18 protein-coding genes and 1 tRNA gene are annotated in these 23,563 nt (G+C 56.1%); 6 read left to right on the top strand and 13 right to left on the bottom strand.

Annotated elements, in window-relative coordinates; genetic code table 11:
• Positions 1–4: 4 nt before the first annotated feature.
• Complete coding sequence (locus QSJ36_RS08925; protein ID WP_285468350.1) at positions 5–1,621, bottom strand: alpha-L-fucosidase; 1,617 nt, start codon at positions 1,619–1,621, stop codon at positions 5–7.
• Between the two features lie 45 nt (positions 1,622–1,666).
• Complete coding sequence (pheA, locus tag QSJ36_RS08920; RefSeq protein WP_285468348.1) at positions 1,667–2,824, bottom strand: prephenate dehydratase; 1,158 nt, start codon at positions 2,822–2,824, stop codon at positions 1,667–1,669.
• A 141-nt stretch (positions 2,825–2,965) separates the two neighbouring features.
• Between pheA and QSJ36_RS08915 the strand changes: the two genes are divergently transcribed.
• Positions 2,966–3,745, top strand: coding sequence for a hypothetical protein (locus tag QSJ36_RS08915; RefSeq protein WP_285468346.1), 780 nt, complete (start codon positions 2,966–2,968; stop codon positions 3,743–3,745).
• 397 nt (positions 3,746–4,142) lie between these two features.
• Positions 4,143–4,676: a TlpA disulfide reductase family protein gene (locus QSJ36_RS08910; RefSeq protein WP_180971782.1), complete on the top strand. Its 534-nt coding sequence runs from the start codon at positions 4,143–4,145 to the stop codon at positions 4,674–4,676.
• A 62-nt stretch (positions 4,677–4,738) separates the two neighbouring features.
• Here the strand turns inward: QSJ36_RS08910 and QSJ36_RS08905 are convergent, their stop codons facing one another.
• The 7 genes from QSJ36_RS08905 to dnaA all read right to left on the bottom strand — a co-directional run bounded on the left by QSJ36_RS08905 (position 4,739) and on the right by dnaA (position 13,554).
• Entirely contained in the window at positions 4,739–5,710 is a 972-nt protein-coding gene (locus QSJ36_RS08905; protein ID WP_022397085.1) for an RluA family pseudouridine synthase, read from the bottom strand.
• A 16-nt stretch (positions 5,711–5,726) separates the two neighbouring features.
• The gene (locus QSJ36_RS08900; RefSeq protein ID WP_285468344.1) at positions 5,727–6,503 is read right to left on the bottom strand and encodes a Nif3-like dinuclear metal center hexameric protein; all 777 of its coding nucleotides are present in this window, start codon (positions 6,501–6,503) and stop codon (positions 5,727–5,729) included.
• 13 nt (positions 6,504–6,516) lie between these two features.
• Positions 6,517–8,571 (bottom strand): DUF4340 domain-containing protein, encoded by a 2,055-nt coding sequence (locus QSJ36_RS08895; RefSeq protein ID WP_285468342.1) that lies wholly within the window; start codon positions 8,569–8,571, stop codon positions 6,517–6,519.
• 27 nt (positions 8,572–8,598) lie between these two features.
• On the bottom strand, positions 8,599–10,170 hold the full coding sequence (locus QSJ36_RS08890) for a Gldg family protein (RefSeq protein WP_022397088.1): 1,572 nt from the start codon (positions 10,168–10,170) through the stop codon (positions 8,599–8,601).
• A 42-nt stretch (positions 10,171–10,212) separates the two neighbouring features.
• On the bottom strand, positions 10,213–10,995 hold the full coding sequence (locus tag QSJ36_RS08885; RefSeq protein WP_022397089.1) for an ABC transporter permease subunit: 783 nt from the start codon (positions 10,993–10,995) through the stop codon (positions 10,213–10,215).
• A gap of 54 nt (positions 10,996–11,049) precedes the next feature.
• Positions 11,050–11,985: an ATP-binding cassette domain-containing protein gene (locus tag QSJ36_RS08880; protein ID WP_022397090.1), complete on the bottom strand. Its 936-nt coding sequence runs from the start codon at positions 11,983–11,985 to the stop codon at positions 11,050–11,052.
• A 162-nt stretch (positions 11,986–12,147) separates the two neighbouring features.
• Entirely contained in the window at positions 12,148–13,554 is a 1,407-nt protein-coding gene (gene dnaA / locus QSJ36_RS08875; protein ID WP_285468335.1) for a chromosomal replication initiator protein DnaA, read from the bottom strand.
• Positions 13,555–14,081: 527 nt separating this feature from the next.
• Here dnaA and QSJ36_RS08870 point away from each other — a divergent pair.
• Together QSJ36_RS08870 and QSJ36_RS08865 are read left to right on the top strand one after the other, a co-directional pair.
• On the top strand, positions 14,082–14,639 hold the full coding sequence (locus tag QSJ36_RS08870) for an NUDIX hydrolase (protein ID WP_285468333.1): 558 nt from the start codon (positions 14,082–14,084) through the stop codon (positions 14,637–14,639).
• 215 nt (positions 14,640–14,854) lie between these two features.
• A tRNA-Met gene (locus QSJ36_RS08865) sits at positions 14,855–14,929 on the top strand.
• Between the two features lie 929 nt (positions 14,930–15,858).
• On the opposite strand, the gene QSJ36_RS08860 is transcribed toward QSJ36_RS08865, so the two are convergent.
• Complete coding sequence (locus QSJ36_RS08860; RefSeq protein ID WP_285468331.1) at positions 15,859–17,043, bottom strand: hypothetical protein; 1,185 nt, start codon at positions 17,041–17,043, stop codon at positions 15,859–15,861.
• A gap of 252 nt (positions 17,044–17,295) precedes the next feature.
• Here QSJ36_RS08860 and QSJ36_RS08855 point away from each other — a divergent pair, with 252 nt between their 5' ends.
• Together QSJ36_RS08855 and QSJ36_RS08850 are read left to right on the top strand one after the other, a co-directional pair.
• Positions 17,296–17,646: a hypothetical protein gene (locus QSJ36_RS08855; protein ID WP_102728047.1), complete on the top strand. Its 351-nt coding sequence runs from the start codon at positions 17,296–17,298 to the stop codon at positions 17,644–17,646.
• 19 nt (positions 17,647–17,665) lie between these two features.
• Positions 17,666–18,190: a helix-turn-helix transcriptional regulator gene (locus tag QSJ36_RS08850; RefSeq protein WP_285468328.1), complete on the top strand. Its 525-nt coding sequence runs from the start codon at positions 17,666–17,668 to the stop codon at positions 18,188–18,190.
• Between the two features lie 59 nt (positions 18,191–18,249).
• Here QSJ36_RS08850 and QSJ36_RS08845 read toward each other — a convergent pair whose 3' ends face one another.
• The 3 genes from QSJ36_RS08845 to secA form a co-directional block, all read right to left on the bottom strand.
• A complete protein-coding gene (locus QSJ36_RS08845; RefSeq protein WP_146021077.1) occupies positions 18,250–18,489 on the bottom strand; it encodes a hypothetical protein in 240 nt (79 codons plus the stop codon).
• A gap of 399 nt (positions 18,490–18,888) precedes the next feature.
• Positions 18,889–19,989, bottom strand: a complete 1,101-nt coding sequence (locus QSJ36_RS08840) for a GNAT family N-acetyltransferase (RefSeq protein WP_102721467.1) — start codon at positions 19,987–19,989, stop codon at positions 18,889–18,891.
• Between the two features lie 75 nt (positions 19,990–20,064).
• Positions 20,065–23,418: a preprotein translocase subunit SecA gene (gene secA, locus QSJ36_RS08835; protein ID WP_102726697.1), complete on the bottom strand. Its 3,354-nt coding sequence runs from the start codon at positions 23,416–23,418 to the stop codon at positions 20,065–20,067.
• Positions 23,419–23,563: the final 145 nt, after the last annotated feature.

Here is a 23,563-nt window from a genome sequence, read left to right as displayed (position 1 = left end):
AGGGCTATTTGCTCAGTTTGATGACGGAACAGGGCGTTTTGGAGTGTTCGTGCGCCTTGAACAGAACCGTTCCGTTGACGACGGGCAGGGCGGTGTTGTCTCCCAGCAGCACCGCTTTGGAGTAGCCTGCGGGAAGGGAGACGGAGGTTCCTTCCTCGTCCTCGTATCCGGTGGAATCCAGCGGCTGCATGCGGGCGTATTCCGCGCCTTCCGTCAGTTCCTTCATGGTCCCTTCGCTGGGCGGCTGGGCCGGTCCCTTGTCCGGCGGAGGAACCAGGAAGACGAAGATGTCCCCCTGCCGGTTGATGGAGGCGGGCTGGTCCAGTTCCGTGAAGGCCCGCGTGCCGTACACGGCCTCCCCGTTGATCTTGAGCCACTGGCCCACGCCGCGCATGGTGGCGGCCACTTTTTCCGGAACGGTTCCGTCCGCCATCGGGTTCACGTTCAGCAGGAGGTTGCCTCCCTTGGTGACGCATTCCACCAGTTTTTCAATGACGGTTTCCGGAGACTTGATATTGGTGTCATACCGGTTGTAGCCCCATTTGTCGCTCACCGTCATGCAGGATTCCCAGTCCACGCCGGGATAGCCGCGCCGGGGGATGAAGCGTTCCGGGGTGATGTAGTCCCCGCAGCGCAGGTCCAGCGTGCCGGCCTGGTCCCGGTTCAGGCCGGAATAGGCGTACAGGCGGTTGTTCATGATGACGCCGGGATTGATGGAGCGCACCATGTCCATCAGTTCCGGCGCTTTCCAGCCCCTGGCCCCTTCCATGGCTCCCTGGGAATAATCCCACCACATGATGTCAATGGGAGCGTAACGGGTCATCAGCTCCCGGACCTGGGCGTGCAGGTACTTCTGGTAGGCGGCGTGGTCCCGCGGGATGTTTTTCCTTTTAAGCATTTCCGCCTGTCCCGCGGGGTAGCAGAGGTCCGGGCAGATGGTGTTGTCATAGGACGGGTGGTGCCAGTCGATGACGGAGTGGTAAAGGCCTACCTTCAAGCCGCGCTTGCGGCAGGAGTCCACGTATTCGCGGATAATGTCCCGGTTTACGGCGCTTTTGGCGTCGTAATCCGTCTGGGCGCTGTCAAACAGGCCGAAGCCTTCATGATGCTTGCTGGTGAGCACCACGTATTGGCACCCTGCGTCTCGGGCAAGCCGGGCCCATTCTTCCGTCAGCCCTTCCTTGGGCTTGAACAGGGGCAGGGCTTCCGCAGCGTAGGAATCCGTGTCCACTTCCACGTTTTTCTGAATCCATTCGGAACCGCCGGGCTTGCCTTTCCATTCCCCGGCCAGCCCGGAATACAGGCCGTAGTGGATGAACATGCCGAATTTGGCGTCCCTCCACCATTCCATGCGACGGTTGCGTTCTTCCGCCGTTTCCTTCACAGCGGCGTGGTTGGCGTCCGCGGGGAGGGGAAGTCCGGGGGCGGCTGCCGAGAATTCCGAGGGAACCGTGGCGGGGGCGTTTTGTTCCGTCCTGCCGCTGCGCAGCCGGGCCGCGAACTGTTCATCCAGGGCCAGCGTGGGCTGCCCGTTCTCCGTAACGATTTTAGTGGCGGACTGCTGGGCCAGAGAGGGAAGTACCAGGGTGAGGGCCAGGGCGGCAATCGTAGCGATTTTCATGGTTTTTCAGGGTGGTATGAAGCGGGGGGAGAAAGATTAAGCCGGTCAAATGACGTCCGTATCCGCGTAACTGCCCAGGATTTTCAGCATGGAGCAGTGCTGTTCCAGCTCCGGGAGGGTTTCCCGTAGGGGGGATTCCTGAATGTGGCCTACGGCGTCTATGTAAAAGACGTACTCCCAGTTGATGACCTTGGAGGGGCGGGATTCAATGCGGATCAGGTTGTTGTTGTGCCGCTGGAAGCAGTTGATGACTTCCGCCAGGGTGCCGGGCTTGTGCTGGATGCGGATGAGCAGGGACGTGCGGTCCCTGCCGCTGGGCTGCGTTTCCTGGCGGCCGATGACGGCAAAACGGGTGGTGTTGCAAGCCTGGTCCTGCGCGTCTTCTTCCAAAATGTTCAGGCCGAACAGTTCCGCGGCCAGCGGGCAGCCCAGGGACGCCGCGCCCATGGAGGCGTTCTCCTTGGCGAGGATGCTGGCCTTCGTGGTGGAGGAGGTTTCCACGAGCTCCGCGTTCGGGAAGTGCCGCAGAATCCAGTTCCGCGTCTGGCCGAGAACCTGCGGATGGGAATACAGGATGCGGATGTGTTCCCGCGGGATGTCCGCCATCAGGCTGTTGCGGATGTTCAGATTGATCTGGGCGCAGATTTTGAGGGGGGAGGTGACGAAGAGGTCCATCACGGCGGTCACGGAGCCTTCCGAGGAGTTTTCCACGGGCACCACGCCGTACTGGGCCTTCCCGCGGTCCACCATGTCAAACACGTCCTTGAAGCTCTGGCACGGGATAAGTTCGCAGCTTTTACCGAACTGCTTGAGGGCCGCCTGGTGGCTCCACGTGCCCTTGGGGCCCAGGTAGGCAATGGTAAGCCCCCCTTCCAGGAAGAAGGAGCAGGAGATGATTTCACGGTAAATGGCCTGGAGGGAGGCCTCCGGCAGCACGCCCGCGTTCAGTCGGTTCAGCTTGCTGAGCAGGGCCGTTTCCCGTTCGGGAACGAAGATGGGGGAATTCCCCTCCTTTTTAATGCGGCCGACTTCATGCACCCATTCGGCGCGGTTCTTAAGCAGCTCCACAATCCGGGCGTCCACCTCGTCAATGGCCAGACGCGCCTTCGTCAGGGCGATGGTCTGTTCATCCGTGTTTTCGCTTTTCTGCTGCCGGGGGGGATTGGCCGGGGAGGCGGAATCCCCGTGTTGAGTGTTCTCCATGTCTCTGTGAAAGCTGTGTGTTTAAAGCCGCGTCAGGGTAGCGGTTCCGCGGGGGCAAATCAAGATTAAAGGGGGGGCTTCTCCATGGCGGATTTTTCTTGCATGCACGGAAGATGCAGGGTAGGTTCGCCTCTCTTTAATATGATGAAAAAAACATTGTTGCCGACTGCCGTGGCATGTTTCCTGGGCGCCGTTTCCCAGATAGCCTGCGCCAGCGGACAGGCCGTGAACGTTTATGTCTCCCAGGTCTCCCTGTCCTTCCCTGATCCTGCCGGCGTGGATGACATATTTAACAGAAATAAGGATGCCGTGGAGGTGGTGCTGGGTTTCGTTGCTCCCAAGGGCTGTAAATTCGTTAAGGGCGGTGAGGACTCACAGCTTGAAGTTACGGATGGCCGCGGCGCCAGGACAAAAGCCAAATTCGACAATTTTTTTACCCGCATTGGTGATTCCGGAGCCTTTGCCAAACATTCCCTGAGGCTGAAACAGAAACCTGTGTTTCCCCTGAAGCTGGACGGAGTGGTCAACATGAAGGTTTCCGAAGGAAGCAGGACTTTTCCGGGCCAGGAGTTTGACGCGCGGAAGGGCGCCAAATTCAAGGTGGAGGGCATGGAAATCACCGTGAAGGATGCAAAGGACCACGGCAAGGCTTCCGGTGAGGTGGAACTGGAATTCAGTGATACGCTCCATGTGGAGGAAATAACGCTGACTGACGCGGAGGGCGGCAAACTGGAGATACCCGGCGTGTCCAAAAGTTCGTTCAGCTTCGGTTCCGTTCCTTCCCGCACTTATACGTACCAGGTAAAGAACATGCCCGCTAAAATGAAAGCTACGGTGGTGGCCAGCAAGGGCGTCAAGGCCATGGATGTTCCCGTGAAGGTGACCGTGGATTTGAATGCTCCGCCCAAAAAGGGGGCATAAGGGAATATTTTTATGTTGGACTGTTTTTTACAAGGGCCGGGAGGCCCTTGTTCCCGGTTGGCTGTTTGTTGATGGGACGCGGGGGCGGTTGTTGAGCCTTTGCCGGGAGAATGGGGGCCGCCAAAAAATCGGCGGTTTAGCTCTTGTGCATTTTCTGTCCAGCCGCCAAGTTAGGTTCCGGCCTTCTTCCTGAAGAACCGTGGTGCGGCGCGCCGCTGAATTCTTTCTTTTCCCGCTCCCGGCAGGTGAAAAACAAATGCAAATTCCTGTTCCTTCGTTCAGCTTTTTTCCCGGCCTTCTGAAGCCGGCATTACCTGCCTGTTTTCCTCCTCTTCAGAATACGCTCCGGCGAATAATCTTGCTTGACCGTTATTTTTTTATTGATAATGATGGGTCTATGAAAAAATCCATCAAACTGTGCTCTGTTGCTCTCATGCTCGCCGGATGCGGTGTGGCCGGAATGTTTTCCGCCAGCGCGGATACTCCGGCTCCCAAGGCCGGGGAGGCTGCCGTTTCCGCCGTGGGGAAGGCTCTGGAAAAAGCCGATTTTTTAACCAAGGACAGGCCGAACCCAAAAGCCAAATATTATCTTTTCCTGTATTCCGCCAGTTGGTGCGGCCCCTGCTGCCGGGAAATGCCCCACGTGGTGCGGACCTACCGGAAGATCCGCCAGACCGATGATGTGGAACTGGTGCTGTTTTCCTGTGACAAGACGGAGGAGGCCGCCAAGGCATGGGCCAAGGAGGAACGGATGAAATTCCCCATCGTCAAGCCGAAGAAAGGGAACGGCATTCCCGGTTACAAGCCGGGAGGCTCCATTCCACGGCTGGGAATTGTGGATGGCACGGGCAAGATCATCATCACAGGGCATCCCGCCACGCTTCTGAAAGACTGGCGCAAGTTCTGCAAGCCGGAGGAAGGCAAAAAATAGGGGCTTCCTTTGCCTTTTGGCGCTCCCTCCGCCGTTTCCGAAATACGGAAAACAGGGCCGCTTCAGCTCTGCTCCCCGTTTTTCCTCACCGGGCGCGGCTCCGGAACGGCTCCGTAAAGCCCGTTGGGAAAGAGCTGGAGCCACGGCGTATATTCCGGCGGGATGGGCGCTTCAAACTCCATGCGCTTTCCCGTGCGCGGGTGGTCGAAGCCCAGCCGCCACGCGTGGAGCATGAGCCTGCCGGGTTTCGCCTTCTGCCGGGCGGGTTTGGCGTAAATGGGGTCCCCGATGAGCGGATGGCCCAGATGGAGCATGTGCACGCGTATCTGGTGGGTTCTGCCCGTGTGGAGCGTGCACAGGACCAGGGAGGAATCCGTGGCCGGGTCTGCGCACAGCAGGTCGTAGTCCGTAATGGCGGCTTTCCCGGTGCCCGGATTGACCACCGCCATTTTCAGGCGGTTCACGGGATGGCGCCCAATGTGGGTGAAAACCGTGCCGGAGCTTTGGGAGGGAATGCCCTGGACAACGGCCAGGTACCGTTTTTCCGTGCTGCGGGCCGCGAACTGCGCCGTCAGGGACTGGTGTGCTCCGTCGTTCTTGGCAATGACCAGGCAGCCTGACGTATCCTTGTCCAGGCGGTGGACGATGCCGGGGCGTTCCACGCCGCCGATGCCGGAGAGGTCCCCGCAATGGTGGAGCAGGGCGTTCACGATGGTGCCGTCCGGGTTGCCGGCGGCGGGATGCACGACCATGCCGCTTTCCTTGTTGATGACCACCACGTCTTCATCCTCATACAGGATGTCCAGGGGAATGTCCTGCGGCCGTGCTTCCGCCGGTTCCGGCTCCGGAATGCGGACGGTGATGGAATCACCGCGGGAAACTGGGTTTTTAGGCTTGGCGGGAGTGCCGTTGACCAATACGTCCCCGCTTTTGATCAGGCTCTGGATTCTGGAACGGGAAAGCTCCGGAAGGTGGGCGGCAAGGTATTGGTCCAGGCGGATTTTCCCGTCGGCATCGTCCGTGGTCAGATTCATGATCCGTGGCGTTTGGTCAATGGCTGTAGGCGGAGGGCGGCAGGTCGATGAAGGCATACTCCAGACCGTAAACGTCCTTGAGCAGATGCCCCAGGGCTTTTACGCCGAACGTCTCCGTGAAGTAGTGGCCGCCGAAGACCAGATTGACGCCCAGTTCATGGGCCATGGGGATGTTCCAGTGGGAACCCTCCCCGGTCACGTAGGTACGGCAGCCGAGGGCTGCGGCCTGGACAAGGTCGTCCCCGGCTCCTCCGGAGCAGATGAAGACGTCGCCAGCCGGGGCATCCGGGGAGTCCGCCCAGAAAGTTTGAATGGACGCTCCGAGGACGGTTTCCAGCCGCTGCGCCAGCTCCCGGCACGTGCCGGGGAATTCCCCGTGCGTACCCAGGGAAACGCCGTGGTAGTCCAGTCCTTCATTGGAACATGGCCGGATTCCGCAGGCCTTCGCCAGCAGGGCGTTATTTCCGTACACGGGGTGGACGTCCAGAGGAAGGTGGGCGGCGTAAATCGCCAGGTTCCCGTCCATGGCGGCTTTCAGCTTCCGGTATGCAATGCCGGTAATGGGCTGCATGGTCTGCCAGAAAATGCCGTGATGAAGGAGGAGCAGGTCCGCCCCCGTCTCCAATGCCGCATGGATAGCCTTCTCCGAGCCGTCCACGGCGGCGGCTACCCTGGAAACGGCTCCTCCGTTTTCCAGTTGAAGGCCGTTCAGGGCGCGGGATGCGTCCGGAATGGAATCCACGGAAAGGATTCCGTCCAGAAAAGCGGTAACGGTTTGCAGATCAATACTCATGCGGGAGGAATGGTCAGTTGTCTTCCGAGAGGCTGGCGCCGAGCAGGCGCACGGCGTCCATGTTCAGGATAAAGTAGTTGGGGGATGTATTCACCCTGCCGTAATAAAACCTGCTGTATCCGGCCTCTCCTGCCGGAGCGATTTCCAGCGTGATGACTTTTTCCTCCGTCTCCGGTTCCGGGGCGAAGGTGATGTCGCTGGGGCCGGCCTGGGACTGCACGGGGGCCGCCTCCTTGTAAACCTGGAGGATGAGTTTCAGGCGGAAAACGGGGTTCTTCAGGGCCTCGTGCGCCGTGGCGTCCGTATAGGGCAGCCAGGTGCTCACCTCCATCTTTTCCAGCTCGTCCAGATAGCGGTTGGCGCGGTTCGGATTGATGTTCAGGGTTTCATCCTTCCCATCCTTGGCAGCGGTCCAGGAATCGTCCAGACGGTCGAATTTCAGGATCAGGGGACTGCCGGAGCCGATGCGTTCCAGATGCATTTCCTTGAGGTCGAACCTGCTGAAAGAGAAAAGCATCTTTTTCTTCCAGGCCAGGGCGTCCGTCAGCAGGTCCTTCATGTAGGCGCTGTCCAGCATGACGACGGTGGGCTTGCCGGCCTGGCGGGCGTACCAGGAACCGTCCGTTCCCTTGGAGAAAAACACCGTCACGGGGGGGCGCGGTTCTTCACCGGGCTTGGGCAGCAGGGACATGGTGAGCGTCATCCTGGGATTGTCCAGCCCGTACACGGAAAGGTCCGTAGCCTTGTCAGAGGCGAAGCCGGCCACCTTCCCCAGCTTGACGGTTTTCAGCAGGGAAACGAGATGCTCCGGATTGGCCTCCTGGTAGCGGGAGCCTTCCGCCGTGTACAGCCAGGTGGGCTTGATGCCCTTTTTCTCATCACCCTGAATAAAGCGGGCGATGGTGGGGTAATCCTGAAAACTCTTGCGGATGGAAAGCCCGGTGATCTTGTAATCCCCGATGTCCGTCAACTGCTTGGAGCGCAGAAGGCCCAGGTCCAGCGGAATGTTGCGCACGCCGGGCACCTCCTTGTTGGTCTCCGTCGTCTGCGCCAGTTCAAAGACGGCCTTGCGGTCGGAAACGGTGGCCTTCACCAGTTCGGACAGGCTTCCGTTGTCGGAAGGGGGGTAAATGCGGAGCGTAACGGGCTGTTCCTCCGTTTGCAGGGATTTGCCGTCCTCCGTGGGGAGGCCTGTGAAATTCCTGATGGAGACGGAGGTGATCTGGTCGTCCGTCATGTCCGGCACGCTGGTTTCCTCCGGATTATACACGCGCACGGCGGTCAGCTTCTGGAGCGTGCCCAGCAGCACGTCCATCATGGCCGGGTCCGTATCCAGGGAAAGGGGGTACGTGATTTTCCAGGGGCTGCCGGGAGTCTTGCGCTCCAGGGCGATGCGCTGGCCTCGGTTGTTGATTTCAATGGAGGCGGGCATGGCCGGATGCAGGAGCAGGGGGCGGTGGTCCCGGAGCTGGCGGATGCCGGACTTGAACAGGGGCAGGATATTGCCGGTGCCCACCAGGATGCGGGTGTCCCGCCCGTAGAAATCCGTCTGCATGTAGGTGGTATCGTCCGTGGTCTTGTTCTCCGGATCGTCCACCAGCCAGGGAGCGAGGGACCCCAGCGTGTAGCGGGCCACGGTGGAGGAGCGCTTGCCGTCGTCGCTCATCTCCTTCAGGGTGATGGTGACGGGCGTCGTCTTCACGCCGAACTCCTTCAGGGAGGCGGAATCAATCTTGTGCAGGGGCAGCGCGTCCACGATGCTGGTGGAATATGTGTACTGGAGGATGGCCGCCGCCGCGCGCGGGTCCATGCGGTCGTCCCACGGCTTCTCGCACCACCAGACGCCGTTGGGCTTGCGGCGGAACTCCGCAACGTCCCCCACGCAATTGATGCGCATCCAGGAAACCTCGTTCATCTCCTCCCGGGTATAGGGGAAAAGCCGTTCTCCGGAACTGAAGGCGGTGCGCCCGATGATGCGGGACAGGTTGCCGTCAATGGTCAGGAGCACCGCCGCGCCGATGGCGGCGAGGGTGACGAGGATAAGAAGGATGAAGCGGAATGTGCGCATGTGCTTCCGGTGATGGGCGTGGTGGAGTTAATGGCGGCGCGTGTTCCAGATAATCAGGGCAATCAGAAGCGCCAGCAGGGGAAGGCCGATGTTCGTCAGGAGTTCCAGAATGCCCAGGGCGTTGCGGTCCAGGTTCAGCTTCACGGTCAGGTCATGGCGGGAGCCGAGGCCGCGCAGTTCTTCACGGTCCGTCATCCAGCCGACCAGCGTGCGCATGAAGTCCCGCTGTTCCGGCTTGATTTGCCTGGGCTGGAGCAGGTCCGTATTCCCCAGCAGCACCAGGCGCCCGGTGGTCTTGTTCTGGTTTACGTCCCCGGCGTTCCCGCGGATGAGGGCCGCGCCGATCATCAGGGGCCCCGGGTTGTCTTCCCGCGCGTCAAACTGGGCCGGGAACTGGTTGTACTTGGTTTCTCCGTAATAATCCTCCGTAGTCACCAGCAGGGGGTATGGCGTGATGCGCTTCTGCTCCATGGCCGCGTTGTCGGAATCCAGGATGAGGGAGATGCTCTCCCCTTCCAGCCCGGTGCTGGAATTCCAGAATTCGCGCGTGCAGTTCAGGGAGGGCGCGAAAATGGCGTTAATCTCGAAAACGGAGCGGTTGCCCCTGTTGCGGAGCATCACGCGGTCATTCTGTGGGCGCAGGCCCTGTTCACGGAGGAACCGGTAAAGCTGTTTGGGCGTATCCTGCTGGGGTTCCAGCATGACCAGGATGGCGGCGTTCGGGCGCGCCCAGTACCGCTGGAGCACTTCCGCCTCCTGCGGGGACAGGTCGTACTTGGAGCCGATGATCATGAACCCCGCGGCGTCTTCCGGAATCTCCTTCAAGCCGCTCATGCGGATGGGAACGAGCTGAAGGTTGACGGAACGGCAGATTTTCCCCAGCGTGGTGAAAATGCTTTCCTCCTGGCTGTTGCTCAGCGCCTCGTTGAAATTGCTCTTGTCCGCCGCAATATACATCTTGCGGGGTTCTCCATTGGCCGCCCCGTAAATGCCGGCGGTCATCATGTCTTCAATCTGGAGGGCCACCGCCTTCATGCTCTTGCCGTCCGGGCTGGGGGCGTACACCACGAAGGCGTCTCCGGGCAGGATGCGCACGTGGGCGGCGTCCGCCTGGGTGCCTTCAAACGTCTTGAGCGCTTTTTCCGTGTCTTCCCGGGCATCGATGATGACCAGGTTCTTCTTGAATTCAATCCCGTAAATGTTCGCAATCTCCCGGGCCTTGTTCGGCTGGCGGAGGGGGTCCACGTACTCCACCTTCACCTTCCCGTTGGAATAACGTTCGTACTCCTCAAGCAGGGAGCGCATGCGGGTGTAATTCTGCGTGGTGCGCAGGAAGGCGAACGTGATCTTGACGGGCGTCTTGCGGTTCTGGATTTCCGGAGATTTCAGCATGTTGATGCTCTGCTGGGAAATCTCATAACGCTGGTCTTCCGTCAGGTCCCGGCGGTAATATTCGTGGCAGCCCACGTAATTCAGGCATACGACGATGAGGAACAGCAGGAAAAGCTTGATCCAGGTCATCCAGGGGCGTCTGACCTTGCGGGCGGGAGGGAGGGGGGATTCCGTGGCCGCGGCGGGGTTGTCTGGTGCTTCGCTCATAGATAAAAATGAAAAGGGGTGAAAGGGAAAAGGCGGGGTAGATCAGTGCTTCCAGCGGCGGTGGTCAATGATGCGGATGGTGACGGCCAGCGTCAAGACCGTCATGGTCAGGTAAAAGACGACAGGGCGCGTATCAACCAGCCCGGCGGAAAAGCGGTCCAGATGTTCCGAGCAGGACATGTAGTGGAAAATCCCCGCTGCGGGGAATTCCCCCCATACCACGGGAATAAGCCCCATGAAGAAAATCAGCACCAGCAGACCGATGGTGATGATGCCGGAAATGATCTGGCTGCCCGTCAGGGACGAGGCGAAAATGCCGATGGCCGTGAACCAGGCGCCGACCAGCAGCAGGATGGCGTACGCCCCGGCCCAGTCCGCCAGGCGGTAGGGGAGGACCATGCCCGCATCATACCCGTAAATCCACTGCACGATCAGGTTGGACCAGTCCGCCAGAAGGGGGTACAGCAGCATGGGCAGCCACAGGATGATGTAAAAGGCGTATGCGGAGAAATATTTGCCCAGGACTACCTGCCATGTCTTGATGGGCGTGGTCAGCAGGGATTCCAGCGTTCCTGTCTTCTCTTCCTCCGCCAGGGAACGCATGGTAAGCAGCGGGAAAATGAACAGGAAATAAAACCAGAACATGGGGGAATGCAGGATGAAGAACAAAATGCCTTCCTTCTGCGGGGCCAGCTGGAACGCCTTCAGCGTGCCGGACAGGGAAACGCTCTGCAGGGCCATGACGAAGGCCAGGATGACCCATCCGTACGGGGTCATCACGTAGCTTCTGAGTTCTTTTCTGAAAATGGTAAGTACCGGAGACATGGGGAGAAAAGGAAAATGCGGGGTGGTGGATAGAGAGGGAGAAGAAACGGGCGGTTAATCTTTACGGGTCATTTCCACGAACACCTCTTCCAGGGTGGGGGTGTGGCGGTAAATATGGCGCAGGGGGCAGCCCTGTTCCGCAAGGAGGCGCGCGGCCTTCTCACGGGTATCCGTTCCGGCCTCCGCGCGTACGGTCAGCGTATGCCAGCCATCGGCGTCCGTGCCTTCATGGATGACCTTCTTCACGTGTTCCAGGCTTTCCAGCTTCTGCGTAATCAGCTCCAGATCCCCGCGGAACTCCAGCGTAATCTTGCCGGCGGCGCGGAGGTTGGCTGTCAGGTTAGAGGGGGTATCCGCTGCCTTGATGGTCCCCTGGTCAATGATGATGACCTTGTTGCAGATCATCTCCACCTCACTCAGAATATGGGTGGAAAGAATAATGGTGTGGTTGGCCGCCAGCCCCTTGATCAGCTCGCGTATCTGGCGTATCTGGTTAGGGTCCAGGCCGTTGGTGGGTTCGTCCAGAATCAGCAGGTCCGGTTCACCCAGCAGGGCGTCCGCCAGGCCCACGCGCTGGCGGTAGCCTTTGGAAAGGGTGCGGATCATCTTGCGGCGCACGGGGTCCAGGCCGCATTGCTCCACGACCTTGGAGACGGCGGGCCATATCTGCTTGGAAGAAATGCCTTTAAGCCTGGCGCGGAACTTCAGGTACTCCGTCACGCGCTGGTCGTCGTAAAGAGGCACGTGCTCCGGCAGGTAGCCCAGGTGCTTGCGCGCCTCCAGAGGATTTTTAACGATGTCGAATCCCGCAATCGTGGCGGTCCCGGAAGTGGGGGGCAGGTAGCCGGTCAGCATGCGTAAAGTCGTGGTCTTGCCTGCGCCGTTCGGCCCCAGGAACCCTACGATTTCCCCCTTTTCAATCTGGAAGGAGGCATTCTTTACCGCTTGAAAGCGGCCAAACTCTTTGGAAAGCTGGTCGGCGTGGATCATGGAATCAATGGGAACAGGGTGATTCTAATCCAAACCGCTCCCGTCTCAAGCTTATTCTCCCCTGTGCCGCGGAGACGCCGCCGCCGCTTGAAAAGCAACACATGCTGAAAAGGAACAGCGGCTGTTCCAACATTACTGGGGAAGGGCTGGCGGGAAGGAAAATCAATCCTTCAAATCCTCCTCCAGCCGCAGGACGATATCCCGCACGCGCACGTCCTCCTCCATGCGGGAGGCAACCAGCTTGTTGGCATGGATCACGGTGCCGTGGTCCCGGCCTCCGAAGGCCTGGCCGATATCCTTCAGGGAGCATTCCGTCAGGCGGCGGCTCAGGTACATGGCAATCTGCCGGGGAAAGGCGATGCTGTTGGGGCGGCGCTTGCCGGTCAAGTCGCTCACCTTGAGCTCGTAAAAATCCGCCACGCGCTTCTGGATGGAATCCACGGTCAGGATGCGGCTGGTTTCTTCCCGCAGGATATCGCGCAAAAGCTGCTCGATCTTGGCGATGTCCGGCATGTCCCCGGACAGGGAGGTAAAGGTGGCTACGCGGAGCAGGGCCCCTTCTAGGCGGCGCACGCTCTTCTGGATGCGGCTGGCGAGGAACTCCAGAATCTCGTCAGACACATTCATGCCGGCCCGGTCGCGCTTGCTGCGCAGGATTTCCAGCCGGGCGTCATCATCCGGAAGATTCAGTTCCACCGTAAGGCCGGACTCCAGGCGTGCCGCCAGGCGGGAATCCAGGTTGGAAATATCGCATGCGGCGGCATCGGCGCAAATCACGATCGTCTTGTGGGAGTGGAACAGCTCGTCAAACGTATGCAGGAACTCTTCCACTGTCTTCTCCTTGCCGGAAATAAATTGCACGTCGTCCACCAGCAGGACGTCCGCCTTGCGGTACTTGCGGCGCAGCTTGGCGAAGCTCTGCCCGTTCTGGGTGCGGGACGCGTCAATAAACTCATTGGCGAACTGTTCGCCCGTGACGTACACCACATTCGCGGAGGAATCCTGGTGAAGCACCTCATGGCCGATGGCCTGGAGCAGGTGCGTTTTCCCCACGCCGGACTTCCCGTACAGGAAAAGGGGATTGAACAGGGCCCGTTCCGACTGGGCGATGGACAGCCCTGCCTGATAGGCAAAGCGGCTGTCTTCATAAACCACGAACGAATCGAACGTGTACAAATCATTCAGGCATGCCCGGGTTCCCTGGCTGCGCTGTTTTTTGGCCGGGGCGGCAGGGGAATCCTGCATCTGGGGCGTTTTGGAGCGGGAGGAAGCCTTTTGTGGTTGGCCTTCGGCGGCCGGCAGGGATGCCACCTCGTCCGCGCAGATGAACTTCACCTGGCGCTCCGTGCCCAGGGCCAGCATGGCGGCCTGCTTCAGCTCCGGCGTATAGCTGTTCTCCACCCAGAGGGCGGCCATGGGATCGTCACACACCAGCGTCAGCGTCTTTCCGGAATCCTCCAGGAGGGAAAACTTGGGAAACCACAATCCATACACCTCCGGAGACATGATTGTTTGCAGGGCTCCCGTGATCCTGGACCAGGTGGCTGACAATTCTGATGGTGGCGTCATTGTTGTGGAAATAAAAGATGTTGCTGGTTATAAATGGCTGTGAGGCCTTCCGTCTCGCTACGAGGCCGCCCGCGGATGGAACCGGAATGGGTTCATCCGCAGCCGTGACAGCTCGTGGCGTCCATCGGGATGGAGAAGGCGAACTCATCCGCTTTCAGCTCGACACCCCGGTCGACGGAAGCGCCAAAGTACTGATTTGCGCCTGAGGAAAAAATATCTTTTTGAAGCAGCGTGAGTCATCGTTCCGCGGCTCTACGTTCCACGGGGGTTCCACACCAAAAAATATTTTAGTCTTGCTTCCTCCGATAATTTAGTCCTCCTGAGTATATTCTTTGAATGACACTATAATAATTTTATTATCAGTTAATTACTACTTTGTTATTGGGGTGTGTGACGAAAAGGAAACAATTACGCCGCCGTAAATCAAGCACTTACAGGCACCGGACCAGAAAGCCCCGGAGAGGTTCCGGAAGAGGGCTGCCGGGATGGTTGACAAGGGGCGCCGGGAAACCTAACGTGGCTGCATCATGGAACAGATGGAACAAACCGGGGAAACATATTATTCCCTCTGCCGGGGAAAATTTTTGGAGCTCTTGAAAGAAGGAAGGTGGGAATACGTGCGCCGGGTCAATGCCAATGGAGCCGTCATGATCGTGGCCGTGACGGAGGACGGCGAACTGCTGCTGGTGGAGGAATACCGGGTTCCCCTGCATGCCCTCACCATCGGACTGCCTGCGGGCATCTCCGGAGATAAAGGGGAGGAAAGCACATTGCAATCCGCCCGGCGTGAACTGGAAGAAGAAACGGGATACCGGGCGGATGCCTGGACGTACCTGTTCACGGGGCCTTCCTCCCCCGGATTGACCACGGAAATGGTATCCTTCTACCTGGCGGAAGGGCTGCACCAAATATCGGAAGGCGGCGGGGTGGCTCATGAAAACATCACCGTGCACCGCATTCCTCTTCCGCTGGTGCATGGCTGGCTGATGGACCAGACAGGGCAGGGAAAAGTGGTAGACCCGAAAATCTTCATGGGCCTCTATTTCCTGTCCCGCTCTGTAAATGGCGTGGGACTGGAGGAATAAGGACGCTCTGCGCCGCAAGTGTCCGGACGCAGGAAACGGCCTGGGCGGCAGGCTGTGTGAAACGGTTGGAGGAAAAGAACGATTCATCGTCAATGATTTTTCTGGATGGAGAAGCGGGCTGTCGTGATAAAATGCTCCTGACCCATAAAAAAATCTGGACATTCTTTCCAATCCGGGCTAAATATCTCCCCGCTTTCCAGCACCAACCACTTAACGGCAGGGTAGCTCAGTGGTAGAGCAGAGGACTCATAAGCCTTTGGTCGGGTGTTCAAATCACCTCCCTGCTACCAATTTTACAAACTCGCAAGTGTTTAAAATACAGCACTTGCGGGTTTTTATTTCTGACAACTGCAGTACATTATTGTGGTTTTTGGAAGCAATGGACAGGTGAAATTACTTAATTCGAGCAGGCTGATGAGGCGGTTGTATTGGCGGGATCAATACCAGAGTCCGAGAGAGCCATTCTTGAAAATGCGTATCCCGATCATCGCTCTCCTGGAAAAGCATATTTTACCTTGAAGTGGGTGGATGAGTATGTGCAGCCTATTTTGTCCGATAAGTACAATCGCATGCGGTATCGTTTCCTACGAGTTTGGATGGCATCTGCATATGCTGGGGATTGTGACACGTCCAGAGAGTTTCAGGGGGCAGAGGAAACGTTGCGTTTGTCCGAATACGTTTCATTCACTGCGGGCGACAGCCACCACGGTTCTGCATGCGGCAGGGGCGGATCATGCTCTTGCCCGCGAGATTGTGGGGCATGATTCCGAGATGTCTCACCAGCTGCATATCCGACCTTCGGACGATCAACGCAAGGAGGCGATGGAGAAGCTTTCCGAGATGATTGCTCCTTGGCATGCAGTGAAGATCCCATTGAGATGGAGAAGCGTGATCTTGTCGCTCTTTGTCCCAAGTGTATCCGTGCCTTGATGAAGATCAGTTAAATGTACTGAAAGAAACTCTAAATAAGATAGACATTTTAACTTACAATACGTGATGATACAATACACACAATAGGCGAAGGGGCGCGGGTGGAAGGAGGAGTTGTGGTAAGAAGTACGGCGAGAAATCAAGCCTGACATACAAATTTATGAAAATGCATACCTGTGTTTGTTGTTCTCAATTCGGAATGGTGCATATCTTTGACTCCCCCGTGTCTTCCCCTCATAGAGAATACTAAAAACGATCGAATTGAACTAACACTAATTAAACTTGAAATCTATTCGAAATAATCAATTATATTTTTTTCCAAATCGGAAATTATAATCTGCAATAAATCACCAGTTTCAGTATACGGCTTATATAGTATTTTGTTTTGTATATCTTTTTTGAATTTCTGCAAATTATCCCAGTCATTTTTTATTATTTCAAGATCATCTAAATCAACAGAAACGGAAGGAGCTTTTGAATAGAAATAAGCCATACCCAGAGGCTTGTCGGCCATCGAATTATTCAAACTTGTTAATAACTCCTCCGCTGTACCTGAAACGGAACGTTCTTGGTTTGTCGCAATATCAATTGTTGGAGTTCCCAGTTTATATTTGAATATTGCGACAACAAAATCAACGTTGCAAATTATTTGACGATTTATAATATCTTGAGAATACCCTGATTGAGATGCTAAATCTTCCCAACCATGTACGATTAAACGTTTACAACAATATGATTCATGATGTCCACGTCTAAATTGAATTTCTAATTTTTCCAATAAATTCTTCCGTTCTAACCAAGCATCACTAGGTGAAGCTATCACAACATTTATCTCTCCAGATTTTTTAGATTTCCTTTTCTTTATACTTTGATGTTGTGGAATTACGAGGTCCAATATATCTTGATTCCACTTTGAAGAATCAGAAAGAAAATTCATTAGAATTTTTAAATCCTCCAAAATATTAATTTGTTCAGGCGAAGATAAATTATTAGAAATTCGTTCTAGACAAGTTGGGCAAATCCTGGCTTGCCTCATTCCATCATCAATTCCTGTCTTATTTTGCAAAAAATCATATATGCAACCTGTTGTGATTTTATGTCTAAAAGCTGTATCATCAATATATAATGCCAAATAATCAACAATAAAATATAATAAGCCATTGTTCTTCGATAAGTCCGTTAAATAAATCCATCCCCAAAAAGAAAAAATGGACAATTTTTTATGTTCATGGAAAAAATAATTATCTATATATTGTTTTTCTGTAAAACAAAAAATTTTATCAAATTCATGAATTTTTTTATTAATTTTATTTAAAATGGATATAAAGGAATCCGGTTTTGATATTATATCAGAATCTATGTTTATATCGCCGCCATTAACAAATTTAAGATGCGTAGTTTTATTATTAAGAAAGTTGCAAATTCTGTTTTTATTGATTTCAAAATCAACATCAAAAAGAAGTAGTATTTTCATAGTTTTCCTTAGTTAAAAATACAATAATAGACAAGTCAATGATAATCATCACTTACTAGCACTTTGTTATTATCGACTGAATGAATGCGGTGGTAGAGGAACCGATTTTCGAGAGACAGGTTAATATGCTGCGGGGGCTGGTAGGGGAGAGGAGGAGCTTTTTTGAGGGACGAGGGATGATTTGCGAGGAACGATGTTGAAATTTTGTGAGGATTGCCTGATAAAACATCATCTGCAGATTATGTTGACGACATGAGCGAGTGGAAGGTTATTCCGAGTGATCAATTTGTACGCGATATGAAGTGGATGGGTAAACGTTATCCTCGGGAGACCGCGCAAATGATTCGCAACCTGGACGAATACCGGGCTCATCTGGAAGATTACGGCAATCCCATGCGAATGGTGGAGTATTCCTACGTTCACCGGGAATACGTCGGGTTGCCACGCCATCGCACAGCAACCGCTCGCATCCGCTGCTCAAACTTGCCTACATGTTTTTACTGTTATGTTCAAGCTTACGAGTTGCATCTGATTTGTGCCGGAGACAAACAAAGACAGTCCAAGGATAATAAATACTGCAAGGATTATGTCTCACAATTTTAATTCAACCTCTTCTGTAACCATGGAAAATAAAGAATACGTTCCGATCGATCTGTCAAAGAACAAGCGTTATGCAACGGTCGAAGATGACCTGAGAGACTGTGTATCGCCCGAGATCATGGAGGAAGCCAAACGGATCGCTGCCGCTTCCACCGTTTCCTCGGCTCTTGCCCATATGCGCGTCAAGGCAGGAATTTCGCAGAATATGATGGCTGCGGCACTCGATTGTTCCCAGCCGCGCATTTCCGCGATTGAAAGCGCGACCAATGACAAGATGAGCATGGCCGCCGTTCTGAAGTATGTGGAGGTGACGGGCTTCCCCTTCAAGGTTCAGTTGGAAGACGGTAGGGTTATTGCCGTGTCTTCCGTACCGAAGGGAAGGAAATCTCGCAAGAGCGTGTTGCGAAAACCTGTAAAGCCTAGGACAAAAGTCCATCCCAGTGCCATCCCCTCTCCTGCGCTACCAGCCCTCCTCACTGTCCTCGGCAAATATTATATAACCCACCCCACAAAGACAAATCCACTGTGTTCGCAATTGGAAAAATAGCATTCGCCTTTCCACGAAAAAACGTTCCGTTTTTGGGCTATTGCAAGAAAACCTGTTCCTCAAACTGTCATTTTTTTCTGGAAGTTCCTGGTTTCCTCTTCTTCGGAACGGTTGACACCTTGAAAGGCAATCCCGTCACCTCCACGTATTTCAGGAGGGCAGGCATATGGATCTTTTCGTTGTTTGCCATTTCGATGGACGAAAATACACCGAGAAGAATATCCAAGAGCCGCAGCCATCATCTTCCGAGAAATACCCGCCTTGGTCCGCATGGCCATCAGGGCATAGGCACAAGACATGCGAGCATTGCGCCACTTGATCTCCCCGATTTCCCCCCGGTATATGTGTCGCATATATTTGATAATTGTTATTTAAGTTAAAACTAACTAGTTGTCTGCGCTAATTATTCAATGAAAATCTATAAGAGAGGCGTAAGATTTTTTATATGAGACTAGTTATAAAAACTTTCATAAAAATCTCAATGAATAATGACTCGTGAGTTGCAATGAACGTCAACCTGGAAAGTTGAAGGAATACCTAGATGGCCTGCCCTGTATTCGCTCCTATTTGGGGAATGGTCTTCATGGGGGCAAACGGTAAAGAAGAACCGTCAGAAAATAAGAGATTTCCTCAATTCCAGTCAATAGACGCGAGAATGGCGAAGCTACTGAAGTTGAATAAACAGGTAAAGCGCGTTTTTATTTAAGTCTCAGTCCAAAAACCCCGGATTTGCGGCCGCTGAGTTCCAGGGCGCGCAGGCGTTCCGGAGGGAGGCAGTCACGGGAGAATTCCGCGTAGTGCATGCGGTCCCGGAAGTAGTGGACGGCGCTTTGAGAGAGGGCGAAGATAAATTCCATGCCCATTTCCTCCGCTTTTCTTTTGGCGAATTCACACAGGGCGCGGCCATAGCCGCGGCCTTCATGGCGGTGCTTGATGTACAGGCAGCCCAGTTCCGCGCTGCGGTGCTTCGGGTAGGGATAGACGGCAACGCAGCCCACGATGCTGTCGTCCAGAGTCAGCACGTAGTAGTCATCCATTCTGGCGGCGATGTCCTCATAGTTCCGGTTGACCAGCTTGGAGTCCACTACGGAGCGGGCGATCATGGAGAGGAGCTCCGGAATGTCCTCCTCCTTCAAGGGGCGTATTTCCCGGTAGGAGTCCGTGTGGACCATGGTGCCTACGCCTTCTTCCGAGAAGAGTTCCTCCACCAGTACGCCTCGCATTTTGCCGTCCAGCAGGTGTACCCGGGGGATTCCCGTCCGGCAGGCCTCAGCCGCCTGGTCCAGTAGTTCCCGGTGGGTTACTTCTCCTTCCAGGCCCGCCACTTCCGATTCCAGAATGGCGGCAATGGGGCGTCCGTCACGGGAGGGAACCTTATGGTCGTTGAGCAGGGCGATGTATTTGGAGGCTCCCAGACTGAATGCCATACGGACGGATTCCGGGTCAAAGGAGCCGGAACGGCCGGAGGCCACCACGGGGATCTGATGCCTCCCCAGGATTTCCCGGACTCTTTCCCGGACAAGCTGACCGCCTTTCAACGGCGCTTCCACCAAGGCGGAGCGCATTTCACAAACGCGCGTGTGTTCGTACAGCGCGGAGGCGTCCGTTCCTTCCACTATCAGCACGGGCCTGACGCCTATTTCCTGAAGAGCGTCCAGGTCCAGCAATGCGTCCACCAGCTCTTCGGAATCCACCAGGGGGCGTTCCACATGCACGGCAAAGATTTTGTCCCTGAAGTACGGGACGTACTCCAGCACGGAACGGACGTTGGTGGATTTGTTGGGAGGGAGCGTGGTCAAGGGCGGCCCGGAAGCTTGAAGACGGAGGGAACGGCTGTATCCGTTTCCTCCGTCCTGTAAGTGATGCGTAATGTTTTAGAACGTGCGGGTATCGGCGGAATCCCGGTTGTCCATGGTTTCCGCGAAGTCCTGGGAGTCAAGAGTGACGGCGATTTCTTCTTCATCGCCGGCGGCAGGCGTTTCCGCCGGCGCCTGGGCGGCTCCCTCCTTGCGGAGCACGACGCTGACCTTGCGCCTGGGCATGACCAGCTTGGGTTCCGCCACAGCGGGCTGATAGCCTTCCCCAATGGTGGTGGCGTCGGAAATGACGGCTGGAGCTTCTTCCTGTTCCGGCTGTTGTGCGGACTGGTGTTCCCGTGCACGGGAGACTTGTTCCCGCAGGGCGGAGAGCAGGTCGCTGGGCATGCCGTCAAAACCTATTTCCGGCAGGTTGGCGCCGTCTTCCTGATTTTCATCGGAAGAATCAAACTGGGGCAGGCTGGCCAGGAAGTCTTCAAACGCATCCAGGTTGGTGGTGCTCTTGAAGAGGTTGCCGATGGCTTCACCCTTGATGCTTTCCATCAGGGTAACGAACAGGTCGTAGGCTTCAGACTTGTATTCCACCAGGGGATCCTTCTGGCCCTGGGCGCGGAGGCGAACGCCTTCCCGCAGAGAGTCCATGTTGTACAGGTGCTCCTGCCACATTTTATCAATAGCCCCCAGGATGATCTGGCGTTCCATGTGGTCCAGGTATTCCGGACGTTCGCGGGAAGCCTTGTCTTCATAAGTGGCCTTGACCTTGTCAATGAGGAAGGCGATGGTGTCATCCATCTGGCGTTCTTCCAGCTTGGCGGCGTCCGCCGTCAGTCCCAGCGGGAAGGAGGAGTTCATCCAGGCGAGCAGTTCGTCCGGATGGGTCAGGCCTTCCGAGTCCGGATCCAGGAATTCATGGGCGCGGGTGGCGATTACTTCTTCCAGAATGTCGTAAATCATTTCCCGCGGGTTTTCCGTGGAAAGCACTTCATTCCGGTAGCCGTAAACGATTTCACGCTGCTTGTTCATGACGTCGTCATAGTCCAGCACGTGCTTGCGCCACATGTAGTTGCGCTGTTCCACGCGTTTTTGGGCGGATTCCACGGATTTGTTCAGGAAGCTGTGTTCCAGGGCTTCGCCGTCGGCCACGCCCAGGCGTTCCATCATCTTCGTCATGCGTTCCGCCGCGCCGAAGTTGCGCATCAGGTCGTCTTCAAAGGAGATGAAGAACTGGGAGGCGCCGGGGTCTCCCTGGCGGGAGCAGCGGCCGCGCAGCTGGCGGTCAATGCGGCGGGATTCATGGCGTTCCGTACCCAGGACGAAGAGGCCGCCGAGGTCGGCCACGCCTTCGCCAAGCTTGATGTCCGTACCGCGGCCCGCCATGTTGGTGGAGACGGTGACGGCTCCGCGCTTGCCGGCCAGCGCCACGATTTCCGCTTCGCGCTGGTGGTTTTTAGCATTCAGCACTTCATGGGGGATTTTGGCCCTCTTGAGCATGCGGGAGAGCGTTTCAGAGGCGTCCACGCTGGCCGTGCCAATCAGGATGGGCTGGCCTTTATCATGGAGTTCCTGAATTTTGTTGATCACCGCGTTGAATTTTTCACGGCGGGATTTGAAGATAAGGTCGTTCTGGTCCTTGCGGATGCAGGGGCGGTTGGTCGGGATGGGGAGGACGTCCAGCTTGTAAATGTCATGGAATTCCGCGGCTTCCGTTTCCGCCGTGCCGGTCATGCCCGCCAGTTTTTTGTACAGGCGGAAGTAGTTCTGGATAGTGATGGTCGCGTAGGTCTGGTTTTCACGCTCCACTTCCACGCCTTCCTTGGCTTCCACGGCCTGGTGCAGTCCGTCGCTCCAGCGGCGCCCCGGCATTTCGCGGCCCGTGTTCTGGTCAATGATGATAACCTTGCCTTCCTTGACGACGTATTCCACGTCTTTTTCGTAAATGCAGTAGGCTTTCAGCAGCTGGGAGGTGGTGTGCAGGCGTGCTCCCGTTTCATCAAGCTGCTTGGTCAGTTCATTCTTGCGGCGCAGCTTGTCCTTTTCCGTCATGCGGGGGTCTTCATCCATTTCCGCAAAGGCGGTTCCCAGGTCCGGCAGCACGAAGTCCTCCGGGTGGCCGGGGGAGATGACTTCACGGCCTTTTTCCATCAGGTCGGCGTCGTGGGTCTTTTCATCCACGGTGAAGAACATTTCCTCCTTCAGCTTGTAGAGTTCCTTTTTGCGCGTATCCTGGTAAAGGGTCAGTTCATATTTTTCCACGATGCGGCGCAGCTCGGGATCCTGCATGGCGCGCAGGAAGGCGCGGTGGCGGGGCTGGCCTGTCTTCACCTTGAACAGGCAGCGGCCCACTTCTTCCGTGCGGCCTTCCTCCTGGGCTTTCAGGGCCTGGGACATGAGCTCGTTGCAAAGGTCCGTCTGCGCTTTCACCACGCGTTCAATGGCGGGGCGCAGGGTATCGTACTGCTGTTCCCGGGTGACGACCGCGGGACCGGAAATGATGAGGGGCGTACGGGCCTCGTCGATAAGGATGGAGTCCACTTCGTCCACAATGGAGAAGTAGTGCCCGCGTTGCACCTGCTCGGATTTGGAGGTCGCCATGCCGTTGTCGCGCAGGTAGTCGAAGCCGAATTCGGCGTTGGTGCCGTAAGTGATGTCGCAGGCATATTGCTCCCGGCGCAGCTGGGAGGGCATCATGCTCTGGATGCAGCCGACCGTCAGCCCCAGGAACTGGAAGAGCATCCCCATCCATTCGGAGTCGCGGCGCGCCAGGTAGTCGTTCACGGTCACCACGTGCACGCCCATGCCAGTCAGCGCGTTCAGGTATACGGGAAGGGTGGCGACAAGCGTTTTGCCTTCCCCCGTGGCCATTTCCGCAATGTAGCCGCGGTGCAGGGCGATGCCGCCCAGCAGCTGCACGTCAAAGTGGACCATGTCCCACAGTTGTCTTTGTCCGCAGATATCGCGTTCTTCCCCGCAGAGCAGCCGGGCGCCGTGTTTGACGGCGGCAAAGGCTTCCGGCAGGATCTGGTTCAGGTAGCGTTCGCGCAGCTTGTCAAACTGGGGGGTGATGTTGTTCCAGGCGGCCTTCCCCTCTTCAATGGAGGCGGGAGTGGCTTCCACCGTGGGGAGGGCGGCAAATTCGTCTTTCAGGGATTCAAAGCGTGCGTTCAGCTTGGCGGCTATTTCCTCCAGCTCTTCCCTGGGAGCGGCTTCCACAATGCGCACGGGGGGAAGCTCCATGGGGAGGAAGCGGTGAAGATAGCCCTGCCATTCCTTCGTTTTTTCAAGCAGGAAATCCTGACCCTTGCCGTTCCATGATTCTTCAATGGAGACGATTTGTTCCACAATGGGGCGCAGACGGCGCACTTCACGCTGGTTTTTGGTACCGACAATCTTGGTTAGAATCCACTTAATCATCTTTGTCTTGTTGAAAATTGACGAGGTAGAGTCGCTTTCAGCGGTCTAAGAATCGAAAAATACTAGCGGCTGCCGGAAGAATTGCAAGCACGGCCCTCCATTTGCTTTGATGATGACGTAATAGGTTGGATTTGGGCGGCATCAT

This window comes from Akkermansia sp. NBRC 115031, from assembly GCF_030268505.1.
GTDB lineage: Bacteria > Verrucomicrobiota > Verrucomicrobiia > Verrucomicrobiales > Akkermansiaceae > Akkermansia > Akkermansia massiliensis.
Note: the sequence above shows the minus strand (reverse complement) of the source record. Positions and strands in the feature narration are given on the sequence as shown.

Excerpts from the sequence above, each read along its gene's own strand:
- QSJ36_RS08900 (WP_285468344.1), bottom strand. The coding sequence starts at position 6,503 with ATGAGTATTGATCTGCAAACCGTTACCGCTTTTCTGGACGGAATCCTT.
- QSJ36_RS08905 (WP_022397085.1), bottom strand. The coding sequence starts at position 5,710 with ATGAATCTGACCACGGACGATGCCGACGGGAAAATCCGCCTGGACCAA.
- QSJ36_RS08850 (WP_285468328.1), top strand. The coding sequence starts at position 17,666 with ATGGAAAATAAAGAATACGTTCCGATCGATCTGTCAAAGAACAAGCGT.
- pheA (WP_285468348.1), bottom strand. The coding sequence starts at position 2,824 with ATGGAGAACACTCAACACGGGGATTCCGCCTCCCCGGCCAATCCCCCC.
- QSJ36_RS08890 (WP_022397088.1), bottom strand. The coding sequence starts at position 10,170 with ATGAGCGAAGCACCAGACAACCCCGCCGCGGCCACGGAATCCCCCCTC.
- dnaA (WP_285468335.1), bottom strand. The coding sequence starts at position 13,554 with ATGACGCCACCATCAGAATTGTCAGCCACCTGGTCCAGGATCACGGGA.
- QSJ36_RS08860 (WP_285468331.1), bottom strand. The coding sequence starts at position 17,043 with ATGAAAATACTACTTCTTTTTGATGTTGATTTTGAAATCAATAAAAAC.
- QSJ36_RS08870 (WP_285468333.1), top strand. The coding sequence starts at position 14,082 with ATGGAACAGATGGAACAAACCGGGGAAACATATTATTCCCTCTGCCGG.
- QSJ36_RS08915 (WP_285468346.1), top strand. The coding sequence starts at position 2,966 with ATGATGAAAAAAACATTGTTGCCGACTGCCGTGGCATGTTTCCTGGGC.
- QSJ36_RS08880 (WP_022397090.1), bottom strand. The coding sequence starts at position 11,985 with ATGATCCACGCCGACCAGCTTTCCAAAGAGTTTGGCCGCTTTCAAGCG.
- QSJ36_RS08855 (WP_102728047.1), top strand. The coding sequence starts at position 17,296 with ATGAGCGAGTGGAAGGTTATTCCGAGTGATCAATTTGTACGCGATATG.
- QSJ36_RS08845 (WP_146021077.1), bottom strand. The coding sequence starts at position 18,489 with ATGTCTTGTGCCTATGCCCTGATGGCCATGCGGACCAAGGCGGGTATT.
- QSJ36_RS08910 (WP_180971782.1), top strand. The coding sequence starts at position 4,143 with ATGAAAAAATCCATCAAACTGTGCTCTGTTGCTCTCATGCTCGCCGGA.
- QSJ36_RS08885 (WP_022397089.1), bottom strand. The coding sequence starts at position 10,995 with ATGTCTCCGGTACTTACCATTTTCAGAAAAGAACTCAGAAGCTACGTG.
- QSJ36_RS08895 (WP_285468342.1), bottom strand. The coding sequence starts at position 8,571 with ATGCGCACATTCCGCTTCATCCTTCTTATCCTCGTCACCCTCGCCGCC.
- QSJ36_RS08925 (WP_285468350.1), bottom strand. The coding sequence starts at position 1,621 with ATGAAAATCGCTACGATTGCCGCCCTGGCCCTCACCCTGGTACTTCCC.
- secA (WP_102726697.1), bottom strand. The coding sequence starts at position 23,418 with ATGATTAAGTGGATTCTAACCAAGATTGTCGGTACCAAAAACCAGCGT.